Below are 19,534 nucleotides of genomic sequence, written 5' to 3'. Positions count from 1 at the left end.
GGCGCGCTAGTAGCTACGCCCGCTCGGGGGCACGATGCTTTTCTGGCCGCAGCCGCGGAAGCTCTGGTCGCCCAGCGTCACCGTGACGCGGTGCGGATAGGTCTGGCCGCCATCGCCGATGGTGCACTGGCCGTGGATCGCCTCGATCGTCATGCGCTGGCCCTGATAGATGTCGGACTCATTGTGACGCGGGGTGAAGCTGACCAGCGTGTCGGTGGCGCGAAAGCCCGCGTCGGTGACGAGCTCCATCGCCTGGCCATCGATGGTGAGGCGCCAGTTGGCCCCCGCCGCCGAATAGCTGACGTCGTAATTGGGGCCCGCATTAATGGGGCCGCCATAGGGCGCCTGGCCGGTATAAGGGTCGCGCGGCGTCGTGGCACAGGCCGTCAGCATGATCGCGGCAAGGGCGGGCAGGGCAAGGGCTTTCATCGGCGATACTCCTAGTTGGCGCGCACGGCGTCGATACGGCCGCGATCATTCGAGAAAGTGACGCCGTCGCGGTCCATCTCGACCCGTAGCGGGCTCGACAGGATGTTGGTGGCGCGTGTCTCGAAGCTCATGTCGGGGCAGGCCATGCGGGTCATCGACAGGCCGCCTCCCAGATCGAGGCGGTCGCCGTAGAGCCGGTAACCGCCCGTCATCTCGTTGCAGCCGAACTTGGCGCTCAGCCGGTTGTTGGGCTGGAAGTTCATATAATAGCCGCCCGAGGGGACCGACAGGCCGTTGACGCGGGTCACGCGCCAGCTGGTGCGGTCGAGCGGTACGGCGGGCTGGTCGTAGCCCGAACCGTAGGAGGGCGTGCCATAGGGGTTGTCATAGCTCCCCTGTTGATAGTCGCGCTCGGGTGCGCCGCAGCCGCGATATTCGCGCCCGTCGACATAGACCTGCACCTGGTCGGGATAGCGGCGGTCGCTCATGCCGTCCGAACAGCCCTGGCCGCGCACGATGTTCACTTCGAGGCGGCGGCCGCGATAGACGGGGCCGGCATAGCCGTTGATGGCACGCGGCGTCGCCTCGGCGACGCGCAGGCCATTGGCGCTGTCGAACCGCATCTCCTGCGGGGTGATGGTGAGGCTCCAGAAGGGCTCGGTGCCCGTGGCGCGGTAGGGATCCAGGACCTGCTGCTGCTGGCCGCCATAGGGGTCATATTGTCCGCCCGGATATTGGCCTTGCTGCGGCGGATAGCCGTAGGGGTCATAGGGGTCGTAGCGTTCGCCATAGGGCTGCGTGCAGGCAGCGACGAGGGCGGCGAGGCCGGCGGTGGCGGCAGTGCGGACGAGATACTTCATGGCCCCGAAACGAGCCGCAGGGCTTAGCGGTTCCGCCAGGCGCTCCGCACTTCGAAGGCCGTGATGGCGGCGGCCACGGCGGCATTGAGGCTGTCGGCGCGCCCATGCATCGGGATCTTCACCAAGAGGTCGCATTCGGCCTCATAGGCGTCGGGGAGCCCCTGGCTCTCGTTGCCAATGAGGAGGAAGACGGGGGCCTCATAGGGGGCGTCGCGATAGTCGTGCTCGGTCTGGAGGCTGGTGCCGACCAGTTGGCCCGGACCCGAGCGCAGCCAAGGGAGGAACTCGTCCCATGGCGCCTGCGCGATTTTTTGCGTGAAGATGGCGCCCATCGAGGCCCGCACGGTTTCTACCGCAAAGGGGTCGGCGCAATCGTCGATGAGGATGAGCCCGCCCGCGCCGACCGCATCGCCAGTGCGCAGGATGGTCCCGATATTGCCGGGATCGCGCAATTTCTCGCCGACCAGCCAGATGTCGGCGGCGGCGCGCTTGAGCGAAGCCAGCGAGGTGTCGGGCTGGTCGTAGGCGGCGATGAGCGCCTGCGGATTATCCTTGCCGCTCATCTTGGACAAAATGTCGGGACTGGTGAGGATGGCATCGCCGCCTGCCGCTTCGGTCGCGGCGATGATCTCTTGCGCCAGCGGATGCTGCGCGCCCTGCGGTCCGAAAGCGATCAGCTTTGGCAGATGCCCTTCATCGCGCGCCTCGGTGATGATGCGCAGGCCCTCGGCGAGGAACAGGCCCTCGCTGCGCCGCGCCTTCTTGTCGCGCAGGCTGCGGATGAACTTGACGGTGCTGTTGGAGAAAGAGGTGATTTCGCGCGGCATGGTGTCGCCCTAGGGCGTCCGGCGAAAAAGCTCAATCTTCGTAGAAGCGGTCTTTTACAAGCCCGGCGAGCTTGTCGAGCGCGGGTTGCGCCTCGTCGCCGTCGACATGGATGGTGATGCAGTCGCCCATCGCGGCGCCGAGCATCATCAGGCCCATGATCGACTTGCCTGTGACGCGGTTGCCGTCCTTTTCCACCTCGACGGACACGCCGTCGCCGATTTCGTGGACGAGGTTGACGAATTTCGCCGAGGCGCGGGCATGGAGGCCGCGGCGGTTGGAAATCTTGATCTTCTTGGAAACGCTCATTTGTCTTCTCAGGCGGCCGCTTCGCCGAGGATTTCAGAGGCGACCGAGATATATTTGCGCCCCGCATCGCGCGCGGCGGCCACCGCCTTGGCGACGTCCATGGTCTTTCGCGCGCTTTCGAGGCGGATCAGCATGGGCAGGTTGATGCCGGCGATGACCTCGACGCAATTGCTGTCGCCCATCAGGCTGATCGACAGGTTGGACGGGGTGCCGCCGAACAGGTCGGTCAAGATGATGACGCCATCGCCCTGGTCGTTGCGTTCGATCGCGGCGGCGATGTCGGCGCGGCGCGCCTCCATGTCATCCTCGGGACCGATACAAATGCCCTCGACCGCATCCTGCTTGCCGACCACATGTTCCATCGCCGTGATGAACTCGGTCGCCAGCCGGCCGTGGGTGACCAAAACCAAACCGATCATAAAACCGCTCTACCTCTGTTTCCGCTTCTCGTACCGGTCGTCGGGCTGCGTCTTCAAATCGCGATGCCTGATCGACACTTCATGGCCTTGTGCCGCAAGGCGCGCGGCCATGTCTTCCGTCGCTGCCACCGAACGATGTCGGCCCCCCGTGCAGCCGAAAGCGATGGTCAGATAATGTTTGCCCGCCTCCCAATAGCGCGGAATAAGGTCAGTGACCAATGTTTCAATCCGGTCCATGGTCTGGCCATAGGCTGGATCGGAAGAAACGTGAGTTTTCACGGCTTCGTCGCGTCCCGTGAGCGGTCGCAATTCCTCGACCCAATGCGGATTGTCGAGAAATCTCATGTCGAAGGTGAGGTCGGCGGTGCGCGCGACTCCGCGCGCGAAACCGAAGCTGGCGAGGGTGATGACGGGCTTCTCGCCGCCCTCGCGATAGCGGCTGCGTAGATCCTCGCGCAGCTCGACCGGCTTCAAGGCGGTGGTGTCAATGACCGCATCGGCGCGCTCGCGCAATGGGTCGAGCAGGCGGCGTTCGAGCCAGATGCCGTCCTCGGCCGGGCGATCGGCGGCGAGCGGGTGGCGGCGCCGGGTCTCGTCGAAACGGCGGGTGAGTTCGGCAGAGGCGCAATCGAGGAAGACGAGTTCGGCGCGAACCCCGCCGAGCGCATCCATGGCCGCGAGCAGCGCATCGGCGGAAAAGCCGCGGCTGCGCATGTCGATCCCGACCGCCATGGGAGGCGGATCCTCGCCCATGTCCTGCGCGACATAGTCGCCGAGCAGTGCGACGGGGAGATTGTCGACGATATCCCAGCCCCAATCCTCGAGCGTGTCGAGCGCGGTCGACTTGCCCGCCCCCGACATGCCGGTGACGATCAGGAGCCGTCGGCGGCGAGCGTCGGCAGCGTTCATCGCGCCACCTCGCGGGCGAACGCATGTTCGACGAGGATCGGCGCCGATGGCGCGCGCGCATCGAGCGACAGGAGGGGAAGCGAGATACCGAGCAAGGTCAGCTCCTTTTCATCGAGCGGATAGCGTTCGACCGGCCCGTCGAGCCCGATGGCGAGCGCGACGGGGGCCCGTTCGAGATGCGGCAGGTCGAGAATACCGATCCCGCGCGCTTCGAGCTTGCCCGCGATCGTGGGCGGCGGGGAGGCGATGAGCTGGTCGCCCTTGCGCTGGACGATGGTGCGATCGTCGGCGACGAGGGCATGGCCACGATCGATGAGGCGCAGCGCGAGGTCCGATTTGCCCGCCCCCGAGGCGCCGAGCAGCAGCACCACCCGCCCGCCGATGGCGACCGAGGAGGCGTGGACGATATCGCTCGATCCGTCTCTCATGCGATGGTCCTCATGCGCCCTCCCAGCCGGGCAGGAGGATGGTGAAACAGGCGCCCTCGGCCTCGTCGTCGCGGTCGCATACCATGATGTCGCCGTCATGCCCCTCGACGATGGCGCGCGCAATGGCGAGGCCGAGGCCCGAGTGGCGCCCGAATTCGCGCTTGTCGGGGCGGTGCGAATGAAAACGATGGAAGATGGCGTCGCGTTCGTCCTCCGGAACTCCCGGGCCATCGTCGGTAATCGTCAGTCGGATCATGGCCCCGGCGCGCGACAGGTTGAGCGCGATGCGGCCGCGCGCGGGCGAAAAGCTGACCGCATTGTCGATCAGATTGTCGATCGCGCGCGCCAGCCGCATGGGTTCGCCGAAGACGATGAAGGGTCCGTTGCCCTGCGTGGTCAGGGAGAAGCGGGCATTGCCGGTCTCGCGCCGTTCCTCCCACGCGCGGATGAGGTGACGCGCGAGGTCGTCGAGCGGGACGGGTTCGAGCTGTGCGCGCGTGAGCTCGCCGTCGGTGCGCGCGGCCTCGGCAATATCGCTGATGAGCCGATCGAGGCGGATGACGTCCTGCCGCACCACGTCGAGGAGGCGGGCGCGAACCCTGGGATCGTCAACGCGTTCGAGGCTGTCGACGGCGCTGCGGAGCGAGGCGAGGGGGTTCTTCAGTTCGTGGCTGACGTCGGCGGCGAAGGCCTCGATCTTGTCGATCCGCTCCTGCAGCGCGGTCGACATGTCGCTCACCGCGCGGGCGAGCGCCCCGACCTCGTCGTGGCGGCGCGGCAGGCGCGGCACGTTGACCTGGCGCGAGCGGCCCGTGCGCACGCGGTGCGCGGCCAGCGCGATCCGGCGTAGCGGACGCGCGATGGTGCGCGCGAGGAAGAGCGAGAGAGCGATGCCGATGGCGAGCGCAGCGCCGAGCAGCATGGCCAGCGTCGAGCGCTGGCGGCGCACCTGGTCGGTATAGTCGCGGTCGTTGGCGGTGGCGAGCAGCGTGCCCCCGCGGGGCGTCGGGACGGCGGCGGAAAAGACGGGGGTGCGGTCGGGGGCCTCGCGCACGCGGGTGACGACATCGCCGGCACGCCGCGCGGCGGCGATTTCGGGCCAGGCGGCGGCGCGGTCTCTCGTGGGTTCGGCGAAGGGCTCGATCGGCGGGGCGGCGACGAGCGCGTTGAAGCCGGCATCGATGATGCGTGCGGCCTTCTTCGTCCAGCGCTGGGTCGCGGGATCCTGGAGTTCATAGGTGGGCGCGGCGCCGTCCCAGCTGTCGGCGACGAGATTGCCGTCGGGGCCATAGATCCTGAGGCGCGCCTGCTCGGCCGAGCCCAAGGCGGCGAGCAGATCGATGCGCTGGTCCATGGGCACTTCGGCGCTGGCCATGGCGGCCGCGGCGGCATCGCTGGCGAGCCGGTCGACGCGTTCGTCGCGCAGCTGGTTGCGATAGGCGTCGAGCCAGAGGATGCCCAGGGCGACGAACAGGATCGGCAGGATGTTGACCGCCAGGATGCGGTGAACGAGCGTCCAGTAGCGCCAGAAGGCGGGCACGTCGCCGCGCATGCGCGCGCTCATATATTTGAGGTGCGGCGGGATCATTCCTCGCCGAACCGATATCCCACCCCGTAGAGCGTCTCGATGGCGTCGAAGTCGTCGGCGACCGCGCGGAACTTGCGGCGGATGCGCTTGATGTGGCTGTCGATGGTCCGGTCATCGACGAAGACATCGTCGTGATAGGCCGCATCGAGCAGCTGGTTGCGGCTCTTCACCACGCCGGGGCGCTGGGCGAGGCTGTCGAGAATGAGGAATTCGGTGACCGTCAGCGTGACGGGCTTGCCGTCCCATGCGACCTTGTGGCGCGCCGGGTCCATCTCGAGCCGACCACGGGTGACGAGCTTGCCCTCCTCCTCGCCGCCGCCATTGTCGCCATTCGACCGTTCGAGCTCCTGCCGCCTGAGAATCGCCTTGATGCGGGCGATGAGGAGGCGCTGCGAGAAGGGCTTGGTGATATAGTCGTCCGCGCCCGCCGAAAGGCCCTCGGCCTCGTCCAGCTCATCGTCCTTCGAGGTAAGGAAGATGACCGGCATGGTGCCGACCGGCGGGTCCATGTCGCGGACATGGCCGAGCAGCTCGAGCCCGTCCATCTGCGGCATCTTGATGTCGAAGACGCCAAGGTCGGGCGGATTGTCCGCGAAGGCACGCAGGGCGGCGGCCCCGTCGGTATAGACCCGGGTCCCGAAGCCCTCGGCCTGGAGCGCGATCGACACGGAGGTGAGGATATTCCGGTCGTCGTCCACGAGCGCGATTGTCTGCGTCATTGCAACCGGCTTTGGCGCTTTGACGCTGCGATGACAAGAATCTTCATGCCGTGAACGTTCACAGCTTTGACCCCGGGCCATGCGGCTGCCACTAGGCTCGTGCATACGTATGCGGCGGCCGGGGCGGGCGCCGTCGACGGCAAAACTCGAAAGGAAATCAAGTGACTGACCGGACGCCGAAGCACCAGCTCGACGATCAGGGGTTCGCCACCAGTGCGTCGATCCATTGGAACCTGACCACCGCACCCTTGGTCGAACAGGCACTTGAACGTGGCGAAGGCAAGCTCGCCAAGCACGGCCCGATCGTCGTCGAGACGGGCAAGCACACGGGCCGGTCGGCCAAGGACAAGTTCATCGTGAAGGACAGCGTGTCCGACGGGCAGGTCTGGTTCGGCAAGACCAACGTGCCGATGAGCGAGGAGCATTTCGCCGCGCTGCTCGAGGACTTCAAGGCAGCGCTCAAGGACAAGGGCGACCTGTTCGTCGCCGACCTTTACGGCGGTTCGCAGCCCGAACATCGCGTGAAGGTCCGGGTCGTCAACGAATATGCCTGGCACAATCTGTTCATCCGCACGATGCTGGTGCGCCCCGAGAGCGAGGAGCTCGCCGATTTCGCGCCCGACTATACGATCATCGACCTGCCGAGCTTCCGCGCCGATCCCGCGCGCCACGGGACGCGCAGCGAGACCGTCATCGCGGTCAGCTTGAAGGAAAAGCTGATCCTTATCGGCGGTACCGAATATGGCGGCGAGATGAAGAAGTCGGTCTTCGGCCTCCTCAATTTCCTCCTGCCGCAGGACGGCATCATGCCGATGCACTGCTCGGCCAACATCGGTCCCGATGGCGACACCGCGATCTTTTTCGGCCTGTCGGGCACCGGCAAGACGACGCTGTCGGCCGACCCCAAGCGCACGCTCATCGGCGATGACGAGCATGGCTGGTCGGACAGCGCAGTCTTCAACTTCGAAGGCGGCTGCTACGCCAAGATGATCCGCCTCTCGGAAGAGGCCGAGCCCGAGATTTACGCCACGACGAAGAAGTTCGGCACGGTGCTCGAGAATGTCGTGATGGATCCCGTCACCCGCGAGCTCGACCTCGACGATAACAGCCTCGCCGAGAACAGCCGCGGTGCCTATCCGATCGACTATATCCCGAACACGAGCGCCGACAATCTCGGCCCCGTGCCGCAGAATATCATCATGCTGACCGCCGATGCCTTCGGCGTGCTGCCCCCGATCGCCAAATTGACGCCCGACCAGGCGATGTACCACTTCCTGTCGGGCTATACCGCCAAGGTCGCGGGGACCGAGATCGGCGTGACCGAGCCTGAAGCGACGTTCAGCACCTGCTTCGGCGCGCCCTTCATGCCGCGTCACCCGACCGTCTACGGCAACCTCTTGAAGAAGCGGATCGCCGAAGGGCAGGTCGACTGCTGGCTGGTCAACACCGGCTGGACCGGCGGCAAATATGGCGTCGGCAACCGGATGCCGATCAAGGCGACGCGCGCATTGCTCGATGCGGCGCTCGACGGCTCGCTCAAGGATGCCGAATTCCGCAAGGATCCCAATTTCGGTTTCGCGGTGCCGGTCGCGGTGCCGGGCGTCGACAGCGCTATCCTCGACCCGCGTTCGACGTGGGACGACAAGGCGGCCTATGACGCCACGGCGGCCAAGCTGGTCGACCTCTTCAACGAGAATTTTTCCGAGTTTGCCGAGCATGTCGACGCGGGTGTCCGCGAGGCAGGCCCGGTGAAAGCGACGGTGTAGTCACCGACTGCCCCGTCAGGAGAGAGAAGGCCCGGTGGAGCGATCTGCCGGGCCTTTTTCATTATAGGGGTATCTTTGTGCTGCCCATGCGCCTAGGGCGGTCCTTGCTAACAGTTACCGACTAACGGACTGCCAGACCCTCTTGGGGTCTCTACTTCCTCAAATCGATGCGACCAGCTAGAAGCCGGACCGCTCTTGGTCCGGTCCATGAGGAAGATATCCCATGACCGAAGGTACCGTAAAGTTTTTCAACAATGACAAGGGCTTCGGCTTCATTACCCCCGACAATGGCGGTAGTGACGCGTTCGTCCACATCTCGGCCGTCCAGGCTGCCGGCATGCAGAGCCTCAACGAAGGCCAGCGTGTCAGCTACGACCTGCAGGACGACCGCCGCGGCAAGCAGAGCGCCTGCAACCTCGCGGCCCTGTAAAGGGAACTCGCTCGTCGCGCTCCAAGGAGCTCGCTGACGAGTGGGGGGAAGGGCTCGCCGGGCAACCGGCGGGCCCTTTTTTTCGTGCTACTTCTCGATGAACGGCTTGCTGCGGGCCTCGGCATCATAGGCGCCGCGATCGATCAGCCGTTCGTAATGGCGCGCCATGTCCTCGTAGAGCCATTTGACGTCGCCGTTGACGGCGGTCTCGGCCCGGGCGCGAAAATGTTCGACCCGCGCCTGATAGGTTTTCTTGTCGATTAGAAGGTGTGTCCTGCGATCAAGCGCCGGTACGTCGTGTCCGGCCGTCACAGGATGCTTGGGCAATATGCCGTGTGATGAAGGGGTTGTACCAGCTTCAGTCCGCAGAAGATAGCGAAGCGTCGGGCGAGGCCATCTCGGTCGCGAGATGGGCGGTGAAATAGTCGAGGCCGAGCGTCATGAAGCGCGGTACGAACAGATTGCCATGGTTGCCGTCGGCGTAGATGTCGAAGCGGACGGGCACCTGATGCTCTGCCAGTTTGGCGACAAAGGCACCGGCGCCTTCGCGCAGCGTCTCATATTCCAACTCGCCCGTGTCGATGAAGAGCCCGTCGAGCGAGCGCAGCGCTTCGAAATGCGCGTCCGACTGGTTGATGGCGAAACGCTGCGCGCGTCGTTCGAGCACCGCTTCGTCGATGACGAATGCATCGCCCACGCGATCGAAGGCGAAGTCCGAGTAGAAGGGCGGATTGTCGGGGTTGGGGGAATAGACCGCCGCCGTGGCGACCTCAGCGTTAACGTTGAAATCATGCGGCCGGTCGCCGCGCGATCCCGGTAGGTCGTCGGCGGTTTCGAGCGCGTCGACGGTGGCATAAACATCGCGGGCAAGCCCTGTCACCTCACCAGCAGCATGAGTCGGCAGGTCGGCGGTGAGGCTGTCCGCGCCGCCGCCGAGGCAGCAGGGCGCCATGGCATAGACGCTGTTGAAGATGTCGGGATGGAGCATGGCAATGCGGATGCTGCCGTGGCCGCCGCCCGAATGACCCGCGATCCCGCGGCTCTCGCGCTGGGGCAGGGTGCGGTAGTGGGCATCGATATGGCCGACCACGTCGCGGGCGACATAATCGGACCAGTTGCCGATCACCTCGCCATTCATCCAGAAGCCATGCTTGAAGATGTTGCGGCCGTTGGGGGCGACGATGATCATCTCGGGAATGGCGTCATGCTCGAATTTAGCGGCGAGCCACTCGGCGGTGATGAGGCCGTAATCCTGATAGGGGCTGTCGGGGAAGCGGACGCGTTCGGGCGCGTCCAGATCCTTCATCCAAGTGCGGTCGGTGCCATGAAAGCCGTGGAGTAGGTAGATGACGGGGTAGCGTCGCTCGGGGTCGCTCTCATAGCTCGGCGGCAGGTAGATTTGCGCTTTCTGTGTCGTCGGTGTGCCGAGCAGATTGCCGGCGAGCGAGGGGGCGGGGATGGTGATTTCGTGGATTTCGCCCACTTGACCGTCATTGGCCATGGGTTCGGCAAGTGCGGGCGCGGCGAGAGACATCGTCGCTGCAGCGAGCATGGCTCGATAGGTCATCCGTCAATCCCCCTCAAATCGATCCTTATCATGGATCAATGTTTCAGGGGTTGGCAAGGGGGCGTTAGGAAAAGGCCCGGCAACCTTTCGGATGCCGGGCCCTCTATAGGGTGCCGGACAGGCGCCTCAGGCTGCGGCCTTCACCTCTTTCAAGGTGATGTCGAAGGTGAGGTCTTCGCCCGCAAGCGGGTGGTTGCCGTCGGCCTTCACACTGTCGTCGCCGACATGGACGATGACCATGTTGATGGGCTGGCCTTGCTGGTTGGTGGCCTGGAGACCCATGCCGACCTGCGGGGCGGGTTCGGCGGGCAGGTTGCCGCGCGGGATGTCGATGATGAGTTCGGGACGGCGCGGGCCAAAGCCTTTTTCGCACGGCAGGTCGACGGTCTTGGAGGCGCCTTCCTCCATGCCGGTCAGCGCTTCCTCGATGGCGGGAAAGATTTCCTTGTCGCCGAGCGTGAGCGTCTGCGGCCCGCCGCCCTCGCTGGTATTGCCGACGACGGTGCCGTCCTGCTTTTTCACGGTGAAGTCGATGACGACGGTGTCGCCCTGCTTGGCAGTGGTCATGATGTTCCTTTGGTGTCTGGGAAAGTTCGTTGGCCCGGGTCGGAGGCGAAAACGATCTTTCCACCTCAGGAGCCTTCGCGCGCATTGTCGCAAGGGGAGGGGGTGGGTGTCAAATGGCAGAGATGGGGTGGAAAGCGGACGCCAGCCTCTGATCTCTTATGGTCAACGCTTTCCCTCGGTTCGGTGTATTTGCGTCAGACCAGTCGACATGGCATCCTCGTGCAGGGGAGAAGCGCATATGTCTGATACCGATGCACAATTCATTCGTGCCTTGATTAAGCGTAATCGATACCTTTCGCTTGCGACTTGCGACGGCGAAAGGCCTTGGATTGCGCCGCTAGAATACATTTCGGATGAAGACCTGAATCTTTATTTCTTTTCCCCAGAGGATGCAGACCATTGCGAGCAGTTAGCAGAACGATGCCAAGTGGCTGTAGCAATCTTCGATGGGGTTCAGCCGGAGTATGAACCCTCTCCGGAAATGCCTATCGCAGGGCTGCAAATTGCTGCCGAGGCGAGAAAACTTATCGAGCCTTTTCCGAAATTGGTGGATGCCCAAATTGAGGCCTGGAAACTGCCAATGCCGCCCTATGCGCCCTTCATTATCCAGCCCATACGGTGGTTTGTTCCCGTTCTTAAAGACGGAGCAAACTGCCGCAGGGAAGTGAAGGTGCGCTAAGATAGAACCAACTCGGCAGCCACGCGGTCTCTGTCCGCAATGGGGTCGTTGACCGCCCGGTCGGTTTTTGGGGTGGGAAGCAGACGAAACTAACTCAATCGCTGTCCACGCTAAACCTTTTAAAGAAGCCGCTCTTCGCAGCGTCGGGGATTTCGGCCGTAATACCATAGTCGCCAGGTTCGAGGTCCAGATTGAAATAACCAGTCGCTCCCTCCGGCATGTCGTGAATGCCTCCAATGAACCGGGCAGGCGCTGGTGTCTGCTGACCGTCGATCGGAAAGAAGTTGGGCCAGCTCGCCGCGGCATCCACGTCGGTATCGTCGTCGATCCGGAAGACGTGGGCGTCGTGACCGACGAAGTTATTATAGAGGCGCTGTTCCTTGAACCGGACCCGAACGTCATTGCCGCCAGCTTGGAAAGCACCATCCGTAATTTCGTAGCCGCTATTTGTGAGGGTCAAGGTCACATTGGCTGTGGGTTCGGCCATCCCGCCATCTTCGGCAACCACCGTCAGGGGAAGCATCATCCCGAACTCTCCCGGCTCGGGATTGTAATTGTGCTGAATACCGTTGGTCTTAACATAGCATTCGACGATGTAATTACCCGGCTCAAGATACATCGTTGCCTCGCCGGTCACCCCATCTGACATCATGCCAGGTCCGCCCATCCAGATGAGGTCTCCAACCCACGCCGGCATCGTTGCCGCGATCTCGCCTGCTTTGTCATTATCGCCGGCGATTGCTGCCGTCAGGCTCTTTTGGATCGGCTCCACGACCTGCTCGTCAACCATTTCGGCCGTGACTCCATCAGGAAGCCGATAGACGAGCGCATGATGGGTCATCCCGCCGGTGTTTTTTACGCGTATGGTAGTCCACCCGGATTTAATCGTATCAGGGCCCACAAAGGAGAGACCCTGTACCTCCAATTCGAGGAGGTTCGCGGACTGATCCGCTTGGGGTGGCTCGGTCGCACAAGCAGTCAGCGACAGCGCGAGCGCGGTGAGGATGGCGATAGGCTTCATCAGGTTCCCCTTAGGGACGAGAACGGGCGACAAGAGAGCATAGGCAATCAAGCGATGCAAATCTGACGGCAGCAGGCACCGATCCACGCGACACGATCCTCCACCTTCTATGCCCGCAATGGCGTCATTAGCGAACGTCTACACCCCCGCGATATAGCGGCTCACATTCTTCGCGAGCACGTCCATGGGCACGTTGCCGCCCTTGACCACCGCATCGTTGAAGCCCTTGAAGCGATAGGACGCGCCCATTTCCACATGTGCGCGATCGCGTTCGCGGTTGATGGCGAGGTGGCCGACTTCGTAGCTGCAGGCCTGGCCGGGCCAGCTGCAATAGCGGTCGATCTCGGGGGCGACTTCGGCGATGGGGTTGCCGTTGGTCTCGTGGAACCACTGCACCGCCTGTTCGCGGCCCCAGCCCTTGGCGTGGAGGCCGGTGTCGACAACCAGCCGGCAGGCGCGGAAGGCGATCGACTGGAGATAGCCGAGCTTGAACACTTCGTTGCCGCGATAGACGCCGAGTTCGTCGGCGAGCTGTTCGGCATAGAGCGCCCAGCCTTCGGAATAGGCGCCGAATTTCAACAGCGTGCGGATGAGCGGGAGCCGGTTGGCATATTCGCCCTGCCAGACATGGCCGGGGATGGCTTCGTGGTGGAGCAAGCTCGGCAGCGAGAATTTGGGGTGGATCGCAGTATCGAGGAGGTTGATCCAGAATTTGCCGGGCACGCTGCCGTCGATCGAGCCCGCGCCGCCATAGGCGCCCGGCGCGCCCGGCTCTTCCTCGGGCGGCAGGCGGCGGATCTCGACATTGCCCGGTGCCAGCGTGTCGAAGGCGTTCGGCATTTTGGCGCGGATGATCTCCAAGCGCTCGTCGAGGAAGGCGAGGAGTTGCTGGCGGCCCTCGTCGCTGTTGGGGAAGAGATAGTCGGGGTCCTCGCCCAGCGCCTTCATCCGATCGCCGACCGTGCCCGAGGTGTAGCCGACGCCGCGCAGGATGCCGTCCATCTCGGCGTAAATCTCGTCGAGGCGCTGGAGGCCCAGCTGGTGGATCTCGTCGGGCGACATGCTGGTCGTCGTCGAGGCTTTGAGCGCCCAAGCGTAGAAGGCATCGCCATGCGGGCGCGCGTTCATGCCGGGGGCGCTGGTGGCGAGCGGGCGCTGGCGCTCCATCTCGGCGATCTGGCGATCGAGCGCGGGGGCGACGCGGTCTTGCGCGATGCGCGCGGCGTGGGACTTCCAATCGCCGGGGATGCTCTTCTCGGTGGCGCGGCGCACGAGCGACATGACAAGCGTGCCCTCGGGATCATAGGCGTTCTCGCGCGCCCCGCGCATCTGCTGGAGCGCCTTGTCGATGAGGAAGGAGGGCGGGACGAGCTTTTCGTCCTCGGCCGCCATCTTCATCCGCATCGTCTCGCCGTCCAGTTGTTGGGCAAAGCTGTCGAGGCGGGCGAGATAGGCTTCGGCATCGCCTGCATCCTCGACCGTATGATCGCTGTCGAGGAAGCGCGGCACGTCGAGATAGGCGCCAACATTCTGGATGACGACATAGGGCGTGTTGCGCCAGCTGCCGACGGTGATGTCGCCATAGGGCAAGGCGAAGCCTTCGAGCGCGGTGCCATAGGCCGAGCGCACGACCTCGACACTGGTGCGCGTGTCGGCGTCGAGCGCCTCCAAGTCGACCCCCGCGAGCGTTGCGAGATCGGCCGCGATGGTCGTCTTGATCGCTTCCTGGCCTGCGGGACTGCGGTCCTCGAGCCGCGATTTCAGTACGGCGCGCGCGCCCTCGTCGATGCCCAACGTGGTCGCCTCCTCGGGCTGGAGCCAGAGGAGATGCTCGGCAAAGGCATCGAGCGCCGTGGTGATCTCTGCGCCCTGGAGGGACTGCGGCGGGAGCGGGGCGACGGTGCCGAGCCGCGGGGCGGTGCAAGCCGCCAAGCCGAGGGTGGAAACGCCGGCGGCGAGTGCTTGGCGGCGCGTGAGGTCGAGGGGCATGGGGGGCTCCGGAGATTTATTCGGGGGGCGGCAAGGCTTCGGGCGCGGCGACGACGAGGCAGGTGCCTTCGACGGCGCGGATTTCGAGCCGGTCGCCGGCCTTGGTGCCGGCGGGGCCGCGCGCGCTCCACTCGCTGTCGCCCAATTTCACCCGGCCTTCGCCATGGGGAAAGTCGGTGGCGGCGGTGACCGCGCGGCCGATGACCTGGAGCGAGCGGTCGTTGAGGAGCCCGTCGCTCTCATCGATCACGGGACGCGCATAGACGCGGCGCCCGATCAGCACGGCGACGGCGGTATAGACGGCGAACAGCACGAGCTGCTCGGTGAGGCCGAGGTCGAAGGCCCAGGTGAACAGTCCGGCGGCGATGGCGGCGAGGCCGACGAAGACGAGAAAGACGCCCGGCAGCATCAGCTCGGCGGCGAGCAGGAGGATGCCGCCGACGATCCACCAGCCGCCGGGAGGAAGCTCGCCAAACATCAGTCGCGGTCCGCCTTGGGCAGGCCGGTGCCACCCGCGCTGCCCGAGATGCGCGCGGCGACGTCGCCGTCCTTGCCGAGCACTTCCTTCGACAGTTCGGCGATGCCGCCCAAGGAGCCGATGAGGTTGGTCGCCTCGACCGGGAAGAGGATGGTCTTGGCATTGGGCGAGGTCGCGAACTTGCCGATCGCGTCGACATACTTCTGCGCGATGAAGTAGTTGATCGCCTGCTTGTCGCCCGAGGAGATGGCGTCCGAGACGACCTGCGTGGCTTTCGCCTCGGCCTCGGCGAGACGCACGCGGGCCTCGGCCTCGGCATAGGCCGCTTCGCGCTGACCCTCGGCCTCGAGGATCTGCGACTGCTTCTCGCCCTCGGCGCGCAGGATCTCGGACTGGCGCTCGCCCTCGGCCTCGAGGATGGCGGCGCGCTTCTCACGTTCGGCCTTCATCTGGCGCGTCATCGCGTTGACGATGTCGGCGGGCGGGCGGATGTCCTTGATCTCGACGCGGGTGATCTTGACGCCCCATGCCTCGGTCGCCTGGTCGACGACGCTGAGGAGGCGCGCGTTGATCTCGTCACGCTTGGACAGCGTCTCGTCCAAGTCCATCGAGCCCATCACGGTGCGAAGGTTAGTGGTCGAAAGCGCCATCAGCGAGGAATAGAGGTCGCTGACCTCATAGGCCGCCTTGGAGGCATCGAGCACCTGGAAGAAGACGACGCCGTCGACGCTCACCATCGCATTGTCGCGGGTGATGATTTCCTGGCCGGGAATATCGACGACCTGCTCCATCATGTTGATCTTGTGGCCGACGCGATAGAAGACGGGCGGGACGAAATTGAAGCCGGGAGTGGCGGTGCGGGTGAACCGACCGAAATGCTCGATCGTATAGCGATAGCCCTGGCGCACGATCTTGATCGCCGCGGCGAAGTAGAGAAATACGAAGAAGGCGAGCACGCCGACGATGATTTCCATGGATAGTCCCCCGGATGAGTTGGTCGCGAGCATGATGCAGGAGGGGTGGGCGTGACGCAACGCAGATTCGGAAACCGGGCGGCCTTGTTCGACCGACCGGCAGTGTTATTTTGTCCCGCGAGCCGCGAGCGTGCGGTCGCCAAGGCACGGGAAAGCGGCGCCGACATGGTGATCCTCGATCTCGAGGATGCGGTGGCTGAAGACGACAAGGCTAGCGCCCGCGATGCGGCAGTCGAGGCGGTGGCACAGGACTGGCCCATGCCGGTCGGCATCCGCGCCAATGGCATCGGTCATGGCTGCCATGCCGTCGATGTTGCCGCGATCACCGCAAGCATGGCCGATTTCCTCGTCCTGCCGCTGGTCAACGAGGCCGACAGCCTCGCCAGCATCGCGGCCAAGAGCGACATTCCGGTGGCGGCGATGGTCGAAACGGCCCGCGGCGTGGTGAATGTCGGCGCGATCGCCGAAGTGGCGGCGATGCTCATCGTCGGCACCAACGACCTGGCCGCCGACCTGCGCCTGCCCGCCGGTCGCGGGCGCGGTTCGATGGATTATGCGCTGCAGCGGGTGGTGCTCGCGGCGCGGGCGAGGGGGATCGCGGCCTATGATGGCGTGTGCAACGTCATCGACGCACCCGAACAGATTGCGCATGAGGCGAGCGAGGCGCATCGCCTCGGCTTCGACGGCAAGACCCTGATCCACCCCAATCATATCGCGCCGGTTCGCGACGCCTTCGCACCGTCCGAGGCCGATGTGGAGCGGGCACGCCGGGTCGTGGCGCTCGCCGACCAGCCCGGCGGGGCGATCAATTTCGAGGGTGAGATGGTCGAGGCCATGCATATCGCCTCGGCCAAGCGACTGCTGGAACGCGCGGGGGTTGGCGAATCGGGCTGATTTTGCAAGGGGGGAACATGGCCCAAGACATCCCCCTTGCACTCACCTTCGACGACGTCCTTCTGCAGCCGCGCAAGAGCGCCGTGCTGCCTAGCCAGGTGTCGACCCGCACCCGCTTCACTCGCGGCATCGAGCTTGCCATTCCGGTGCTGTCCGCCGCGATGGATACGGTGACCGAAGCCGACATGGCGATCGCGGTCGCACAGCTTGGCGGCATGGGCGTTCTCCACCGCAACCTATCGATCGGCCAGCAGTCGAGCGCTGTACGCGCGGTCAAGCGCTTCGAGAGCGGGATGGTGGTCGAACCCATCACCATGCGACCCGACCAGAGCCTCGCCGAGGCGCTGGAGCTGATGGCGGCCAACAAGATCAGCGGTATCCCGATCGTCGAGGGCGATGCCAAGCTCGTCGGCATCCTCACCAACCGCGACGTGCGCTTTGCCGAAAATCCCAACGTGCTGGTGCGCGAACTCATGACGAGCGACAATCTGGCGACCGTCCCGGTGGGCGTGAGCCAGGAAGACGCGCGCAAGATGCTCCATCAGCGCCGCATCGAGAAGCTGCTCGTCACCGACAAGGACGGCAAGCTCGTCGGGCTCATCACCACCAAGGATATCGAGAAGGCCGTCGCCAGCCCCGATGCCACCAAGGACGAGGGCGGGCGGCTGCGCGTCGCGGCGGCCTCGACGGTGGGCGAGAAGGGGTTGAAGCGCGCCGAGGCGCTGATCGACGCGGGCGTCGATTGTATCGTCATCGATACCGCGCACGGCCACAATGACGCGGTTTCCGAAGCGGTCACGGCGGTCAAGAAAATGTCGAACGACGTGCAGGTCGTGGCGGGCAATGTCGCCACCGCCGAAGCGACGCGCGCGCTGATCGATGCGGGCGCCGATGCGGTCAAGGTCGGCATCGGACCGGGCTCCATCTGCACCACGCGCATCGTCGCAGGGATCGGCGTGCCCCAGCTCACCGCCGTCATGCAATGCGCCGAGGAAGCGATGAAATCCGATGTGCCGATCATCGCCGATGGCGGCATCCGCACGTCTGGCGACATGGCCAAGGCGTTGGCGGGCGGCGCGAGCGCGGCGATGGTCGGCTCGCTCCTTGCAGGCACCGAGGAAGCCCCGGGCGAGACGTTCCTCTATCAGGGCCGCGCCTACAAGAGCTATCGCGGCATGGGCAGCGTCGGGGCGATGAGCCGCGGCAGCGCGGACCGCTATTTCCAGCAGGACGTCAAGGACCAGATGAAGCTGGTGCCCGAGGGCATCGAGGGGCGCGTGCCTTTCAAAGGGCCCGCGCGCGACATCATCCATCAGCTCGTCGGCGGGGTGAAGGCGGCGATGGGCTATACCGGCTCTGCGACGATGGCCGATTTCCGCGAGCGCGCGCAATTCGTGCGCATCACCAACGCGGGCCTGTCCGAAAGCCACGTCCATGACGTCTCGATCACGCGCGAAGCGCCTAACTACCCGACCCGCTAGGGGATAGAAATGACGCCTGCCGCACGGCTCCAGGCGGCGATCGAGATCGCCGATATGGTGATCGAGGCCGCCAATCATGGCGGCGCGCCCGCTGATGTGCTCGTCCGCGACTATTTTCGCACCCGGCGCTACGCCGGGTCGAAGGATCGCCGCGCGGTGCGCGAACTCGTCTATGCGATGATCCGCCGCCATGCCGCGCCGCCGCCCTCGGGACGCGTCGCCGCGCTGGGGCTGGTCGAGGATGAGGCCGACATGGCCGCGCTGTTCGATGGCAGCGAGCATGGCCCGTCGCCCATCGAGGCGACCGAGCGGGCGATGCCGGCAGGGCAGGTGCCCGACTGGATCAAGCCGAAACTCTCGCCGCTGGTCGATGCAGGCGACGAAGCCGCGCTGCTCGAGCGCGCGCCGGTCGACATTCGCGTCAATGCGGCGCGCGCCGAGCGGGCGGCGGTGCAGGCCGACCTTGGCGGCGATCCGACGCCGATGTCGCCGTGGGGGTTGCGGTTCGCGCCCGACACGCGGCTCGATGACAGCGCGGCCTTTCGCGATGGTCTCATCGAGGTGCAGGACGAGGCGAGCCAATTGGTCGCGCTGGCCTGTCGCCCGCATGACGGCGACCTCGTGCTAGACCTGTGCGCGGGGGCGGGCGGCAAGAGCCTCGCGCTCGCCGCCATGGCGCCGGGCGCGCGGATCATCGGCGCCGATGTCGACAAGAGGCGGCTCGGCAATCTGCCGGTCCGCGCCGCGCGTGCCGGGGCGGAAGTGGAGACGCTTTTGCTCGATCCCCCGCGCGAGGCCGAGGCGCTGGCGCCCTTTACGGCGCAGGTCGATTGCCTACTGGTCGATGCGCCGTGCAGCGGTTCGGGGACGTGGCGGCGCAGTCCCGAACTGCGCTGGCGGCTGACGCCCGAGCGGCTCGATGCGTTCGTCGAGGTGCAGGCGCGCCTGCTCGACCTTGCCGCGCCGCTGGTCAAATCGGGCGGGCGGCTCGTCTATGCCACCTGTTCACTCATCGAGGCGGAAGGGGCGGACCAGGTCGCCGCCTTCCTCAGCCGCCATTCAGGATGGACCGCGCAAGATCCGCTCGAGGATGGGAGGCGTTCGGGCTCGGGACGCCTGTTCACCCCCGGCCATGACGGTAGCGATGGATTTTTCATCGCAAGCCTTCATAAAGGCTGATATTACGTTGTTTCGTTGTGGAG

The 19,534-nt window shown here is 65.1% G+C and carries 22 protein-coding genes; 6 read left to right on the top strand and 16 right to left on the bottom strand.

The genetic code is table 11. The annotated features are described in order from the left end of the window. Positions 1-6 precede the first annotated feature (6 nt). The 9 genes from NUW51_RS04395 to NUW51_RS04355 are packed head-to-tail and all read right to left on the bottom strand — an operon-like array spanning position 7 to position 6,486. Positions 7-429, bottom strand: coding sequence for a hypothetical protein (locus tag NUW51_RS04395; protein ID WP_265563123.1), 423 nt, complete (start codon positions 427-429; stop codon positions 7-9). An 11-nt stretch (positions 430-440) separates the two neighbouring features. Next, on the bottom strand, positions 441-1,289 hold the full coding sequence (locus NUW51_RS04390; protein ID WP_265563122.1) for an META domain-containing protein: 849 nt from the start codon (positions 1,287-1,289) through the stop codon (positions 441-443). 23 nt (positions 1,290-1,312) lie between these two features. Further along, the gene (locus NUW51_RS04385) at positions 1,313-2,116 is read right to left on the bottom strand and encodes a TrmH family RNA methyltransferase (RefSeq protein ID WP_265563121.1); all 804 of its coding nucleotides are present in this window, start codon (positions 2,114-2,116) and stop codon (positions 1,313-1,315) included. A gap of 31 nt (positions 2,117-2,147) precedes the next feature. Beyond that, positions 2,148-2,423: an HPr family phosphocarrier protein gene (locus tag NUW51_RS04380; RefSeq protein WP_265563120.1), complete on the bottom strand. Its 276-nt coding sequence runs from the start codon at positions 2,421-2,423 to the stop codon at positions 2,148-2,150. An 8-nt stretch (positions 2,424-2,431) separates the two neighbouring features. Then, positions 2,432-2,842 carry a PTS sugar transporter subunit IIA gene (locus NUW51_RS04375; protein ID WP_265563119.1) on the bottom strand — a complete coding sequence of 137 codons (411 nt, stop codon included), beginning with the start codon at positions 2,840-2,842 and terminating at the stop codon, positions 2,432-2,434. Between the two features lie 9 nt (positions 2,843-2,851). Beyond that, complete coding sequence (gene rapZ / locus NUW51_RS04370) at positions 2,852-3,751, bottom strand: RNase adapter RapZ (protein WP_265563118.1); 900 nt, start codon at positions 3,749-3,751, stop codon at positions 2,852-2,854. Continuing rightward, positions 3,748-4,179, bottom strand: a complete 432-nt coding sequence (locus tag NUW51_RS04365) for an HPr kinase/phosphorylase (RefSeq protein ID WP_265563117.1) — start codon at positions 4,177-4,179, stop codon at positions 3,748-3,750. Before NUW51_RS04365 ends, rapZ begins: the two co-directional genes overlap by 4 nt. A gap of 10 nt (positions 4,180-4,189) precedes the next feature. Continuing rightward, complete coding sequence (locus NUW51_RS04360; RefSeq protein ID WP_265563116.1) at positions 4,190-5,767, bottom strand: sensor histidine kinase; 1,578 nt, start codon at positions 5,765-5,767, stop codon at positions 4,190-4,192. Beyond that, positions 5,764-6,486, bottom strand: coding sequence for a response regulator transcription factor (locus NUW51_RS04355; RefSeq protein WP_265563115.1), 723 nt, complete (start codon positions 6,484-6,486; stop codon positions 5,764-5,766). The genes NUW51_RS04360 and NUW51_RS04355 overlap by 4 nt, the downstream gene beginning before the upstream one ends. Positions 6,487-6,647: 161 nt before the next feature. Here NUW51_RS04355 and NUW51_RS04350 point away from each other — a divergent pair, with 161 nt between their 5' ends. Further along, positions 6,648-8,252 carry a phosphoenolpyruvate carboxykinase gene (locus tag NUW51_RS04350; protein WP_265563114.1) on the top strand — a complete coding sequence of 535 codons (1,605 nt, stop codon included), beginning with the start codon at positions 6,648-6,650 and terminating at the stop codon, positions 8,250-8,252. A gap of 223 nt (positions 8,253-8,475) precedes the next feature. Beyond that, positions 8,476-8,682 (top strand): cold-shock protein, encoded by a 207-nt coding sequence (locus NUW51_RS04345; RefSeq protein WP_265563113.1) that lies wholly within the window; start codon positions 8,476-8,478, stop codon positions 8,680-8,682. Between the two features lie 87 nt (positions 8,683-8,769). Here the strand turns inward: NUW51_RS04345 and NUW51_RS04340 are convergent, their stop codons facing one another. From NUW51_RS04340 to NUW51_RS04330, 3 genes are all read right to left on the bottom strand, one after another. Next, positions 8,770-8,994, bottom strand: coding sequence for a hypothetical protein (locus NUW51_RS04340; protein ID WP_265563112.1), 225 nt, complete (start codon positions 8,992-8,994; stop codon positions 8,770-8,772). A gap of 46 nt (positions 8,995-9,040) precedes the next feature. Continuing rightward, the gene (locus tag NUW51_RS04335) at positions 9,041-10,249 is read right to left on the bottom strand and encodes an alpha/beta hydrolase-fold protein (RefSeq protein WP_265563111.1); all 1,209 of its coding nucleotides are present in this window, start codon (positions 10,247-10,249) and stop codon (positions 9,041-9,043) included. A gap of 126 nt (positions 10,250-10,375) precedes the next feature. Next, on the bottom strand, positions 10,376-10,816 hold the full coding sequence (locus tag NUW51_RS04330; protein WP_265563110.1) for an FKBP-type peptidyl-prolyl cis-trans isomerase: 441 nt from the start codon (positions 10,814-10,816) through the stop codon (positions 10,376-10,378). Positions 10,817-11,054: 238 nt separating this feature from the next. On the opposite strand from NUW51_RS04330, the gene NUW51_RS04325 reads away from it, so the two are divergent. Further along, positions 11,055-11,495, top strand: a complete 441-nt coding sequence (locus NUW51_RS04325; protein WP_265563109.1) for a pyridoxamine 5'-phosphate oxidase family protein — start codon at positions 11,055-11,057, stop codon at positions 11,493-11,495. A 94-nt stretch (positions 11,496-11,589) separates the two neighbouring features. Here the strand turns inward: NUW51_RS04325 and NUW51_RS04320 are convergent, their stop codons facing one another. The 4 genes from NUW51_RS04320 to NUW51_RS04305 all read right to left on the bottom strand — a co-directional run bounded on the left by NUW51_RS04320 (position 11,590) and on the right by NUW51_RS04305 (position 15,957). After that, positions 11,590-12,516 carry a hypothetical protein gene (locus NUW51_RS04320; RefSeq protein WP_265563108.1) on the bottom strand — a complete coding sequence of 309 codons (927 nt, stop codon included), beginning with the start codon at positions 12,514-12,516 and terminating at the stop codon, positions 11,590-11,592. A 138-nt stretch (positions 12,517-12,654) separates the two neighbouring features. After that, positions 12,655-14,505 (bottom strand): DUF885 domain-containing protein, encoded by a 1,851-nt coding sequence (locus NUW51_RS04315; RefSeq protein WP_265563107.1) that lies wholly within the window; start codon positions 14,503-14,505, stop codon positions 12,655-12,657. Positions 14,506-14,521: 16 nt separating this feature from the next. Then, positions 14,522-14,983, bottom strand: coding sequence for an NfeD family protein (locus tag NUW51_RS04310; RefSeq protein WP_265563106.1), 462 nt, complete (start codon positions 14,981-14,983; stop codon positions 14,522-14,524). Further along, entirely contained in the window at positions 14,983-15,957 is a 975-nt protein-coding gene (locus tag NUW51_RS04305) for an SPFH domain-containing protein (RefSeq protein WP_265563104.1), read from the bottom strand. The genes NUW51_RS04310 and NUW51_RS04305 overlap by 1 nt, the downstream gene beginning before the upstream one ends. Before the next feature lie 102 nt (positions 15,958-16,059). On the opposite strand from NUW51_RS04305, the gene NUW51_RS04300 reads away from it, so the two are divergent. From NUW51_RS04300 to NUW51_RS04290, 3 genes are read left to right on the top strand one after another with little or no spacing between them, the layout of a single operon-like run. Beyond that, positions 16,060-16,851, top strand: a complete 792-nt coding sequence (locus NUW51_RS04300; protein ID WP_265563102.1) for an HpcH/HpaI aldolase/citrate lyase family protein — start codon at positions 16,060-16,062, stop codon at positions 16,849-16,851. Positions 16,852-16,868: 17 nt separating this feature from the next. Continuing rightward, the gene (guaB, locus tag NUW51_RS04295; RefSeq protein ID WP_265563101.1) at positions 16,869-18,332 is read left to right on the top strand and encodes an IMP dehydrogenase; all 1,464 of its coding nucleotides are present in this window, start codon (positions 16,869-16,871) and stop codon (positions 18,330-18,332) included. A 9-nt stretch (positions 18,333-18,341) separates the two neighbouring features. Continuing rightward, positions 18,342-19,511, top strand: a complete 1,170-nt coding sequence (locus tag NUW51_RS04290) for an RsmB/NOP family class I SAM-dependent RNA methyltransferase (protein ID WP_265563100.1) — start codon at positions 18,342-18,344, stop codon at positions 19,509-19,511. Positions 19,512-19,534 lie beyond the last annotated feature (23 nt).

This window comes from Sphingomicrobium arenosum (assembly GCF_026157085.1).
Taxonomy (GTDB): domain Bacteria; phylum Pseudomonadota; class Alphaproteobacteria; order Sphingomonadales; family Sphingomonadaceae; genus Sphingomicrobium; species Sphingomicrobium arenosum.
The sequence above is the reverse complement of the archived record's forward strand: the minus strand, read 5'-3'. Positions and strand labels throughout refer to the sequence as shown.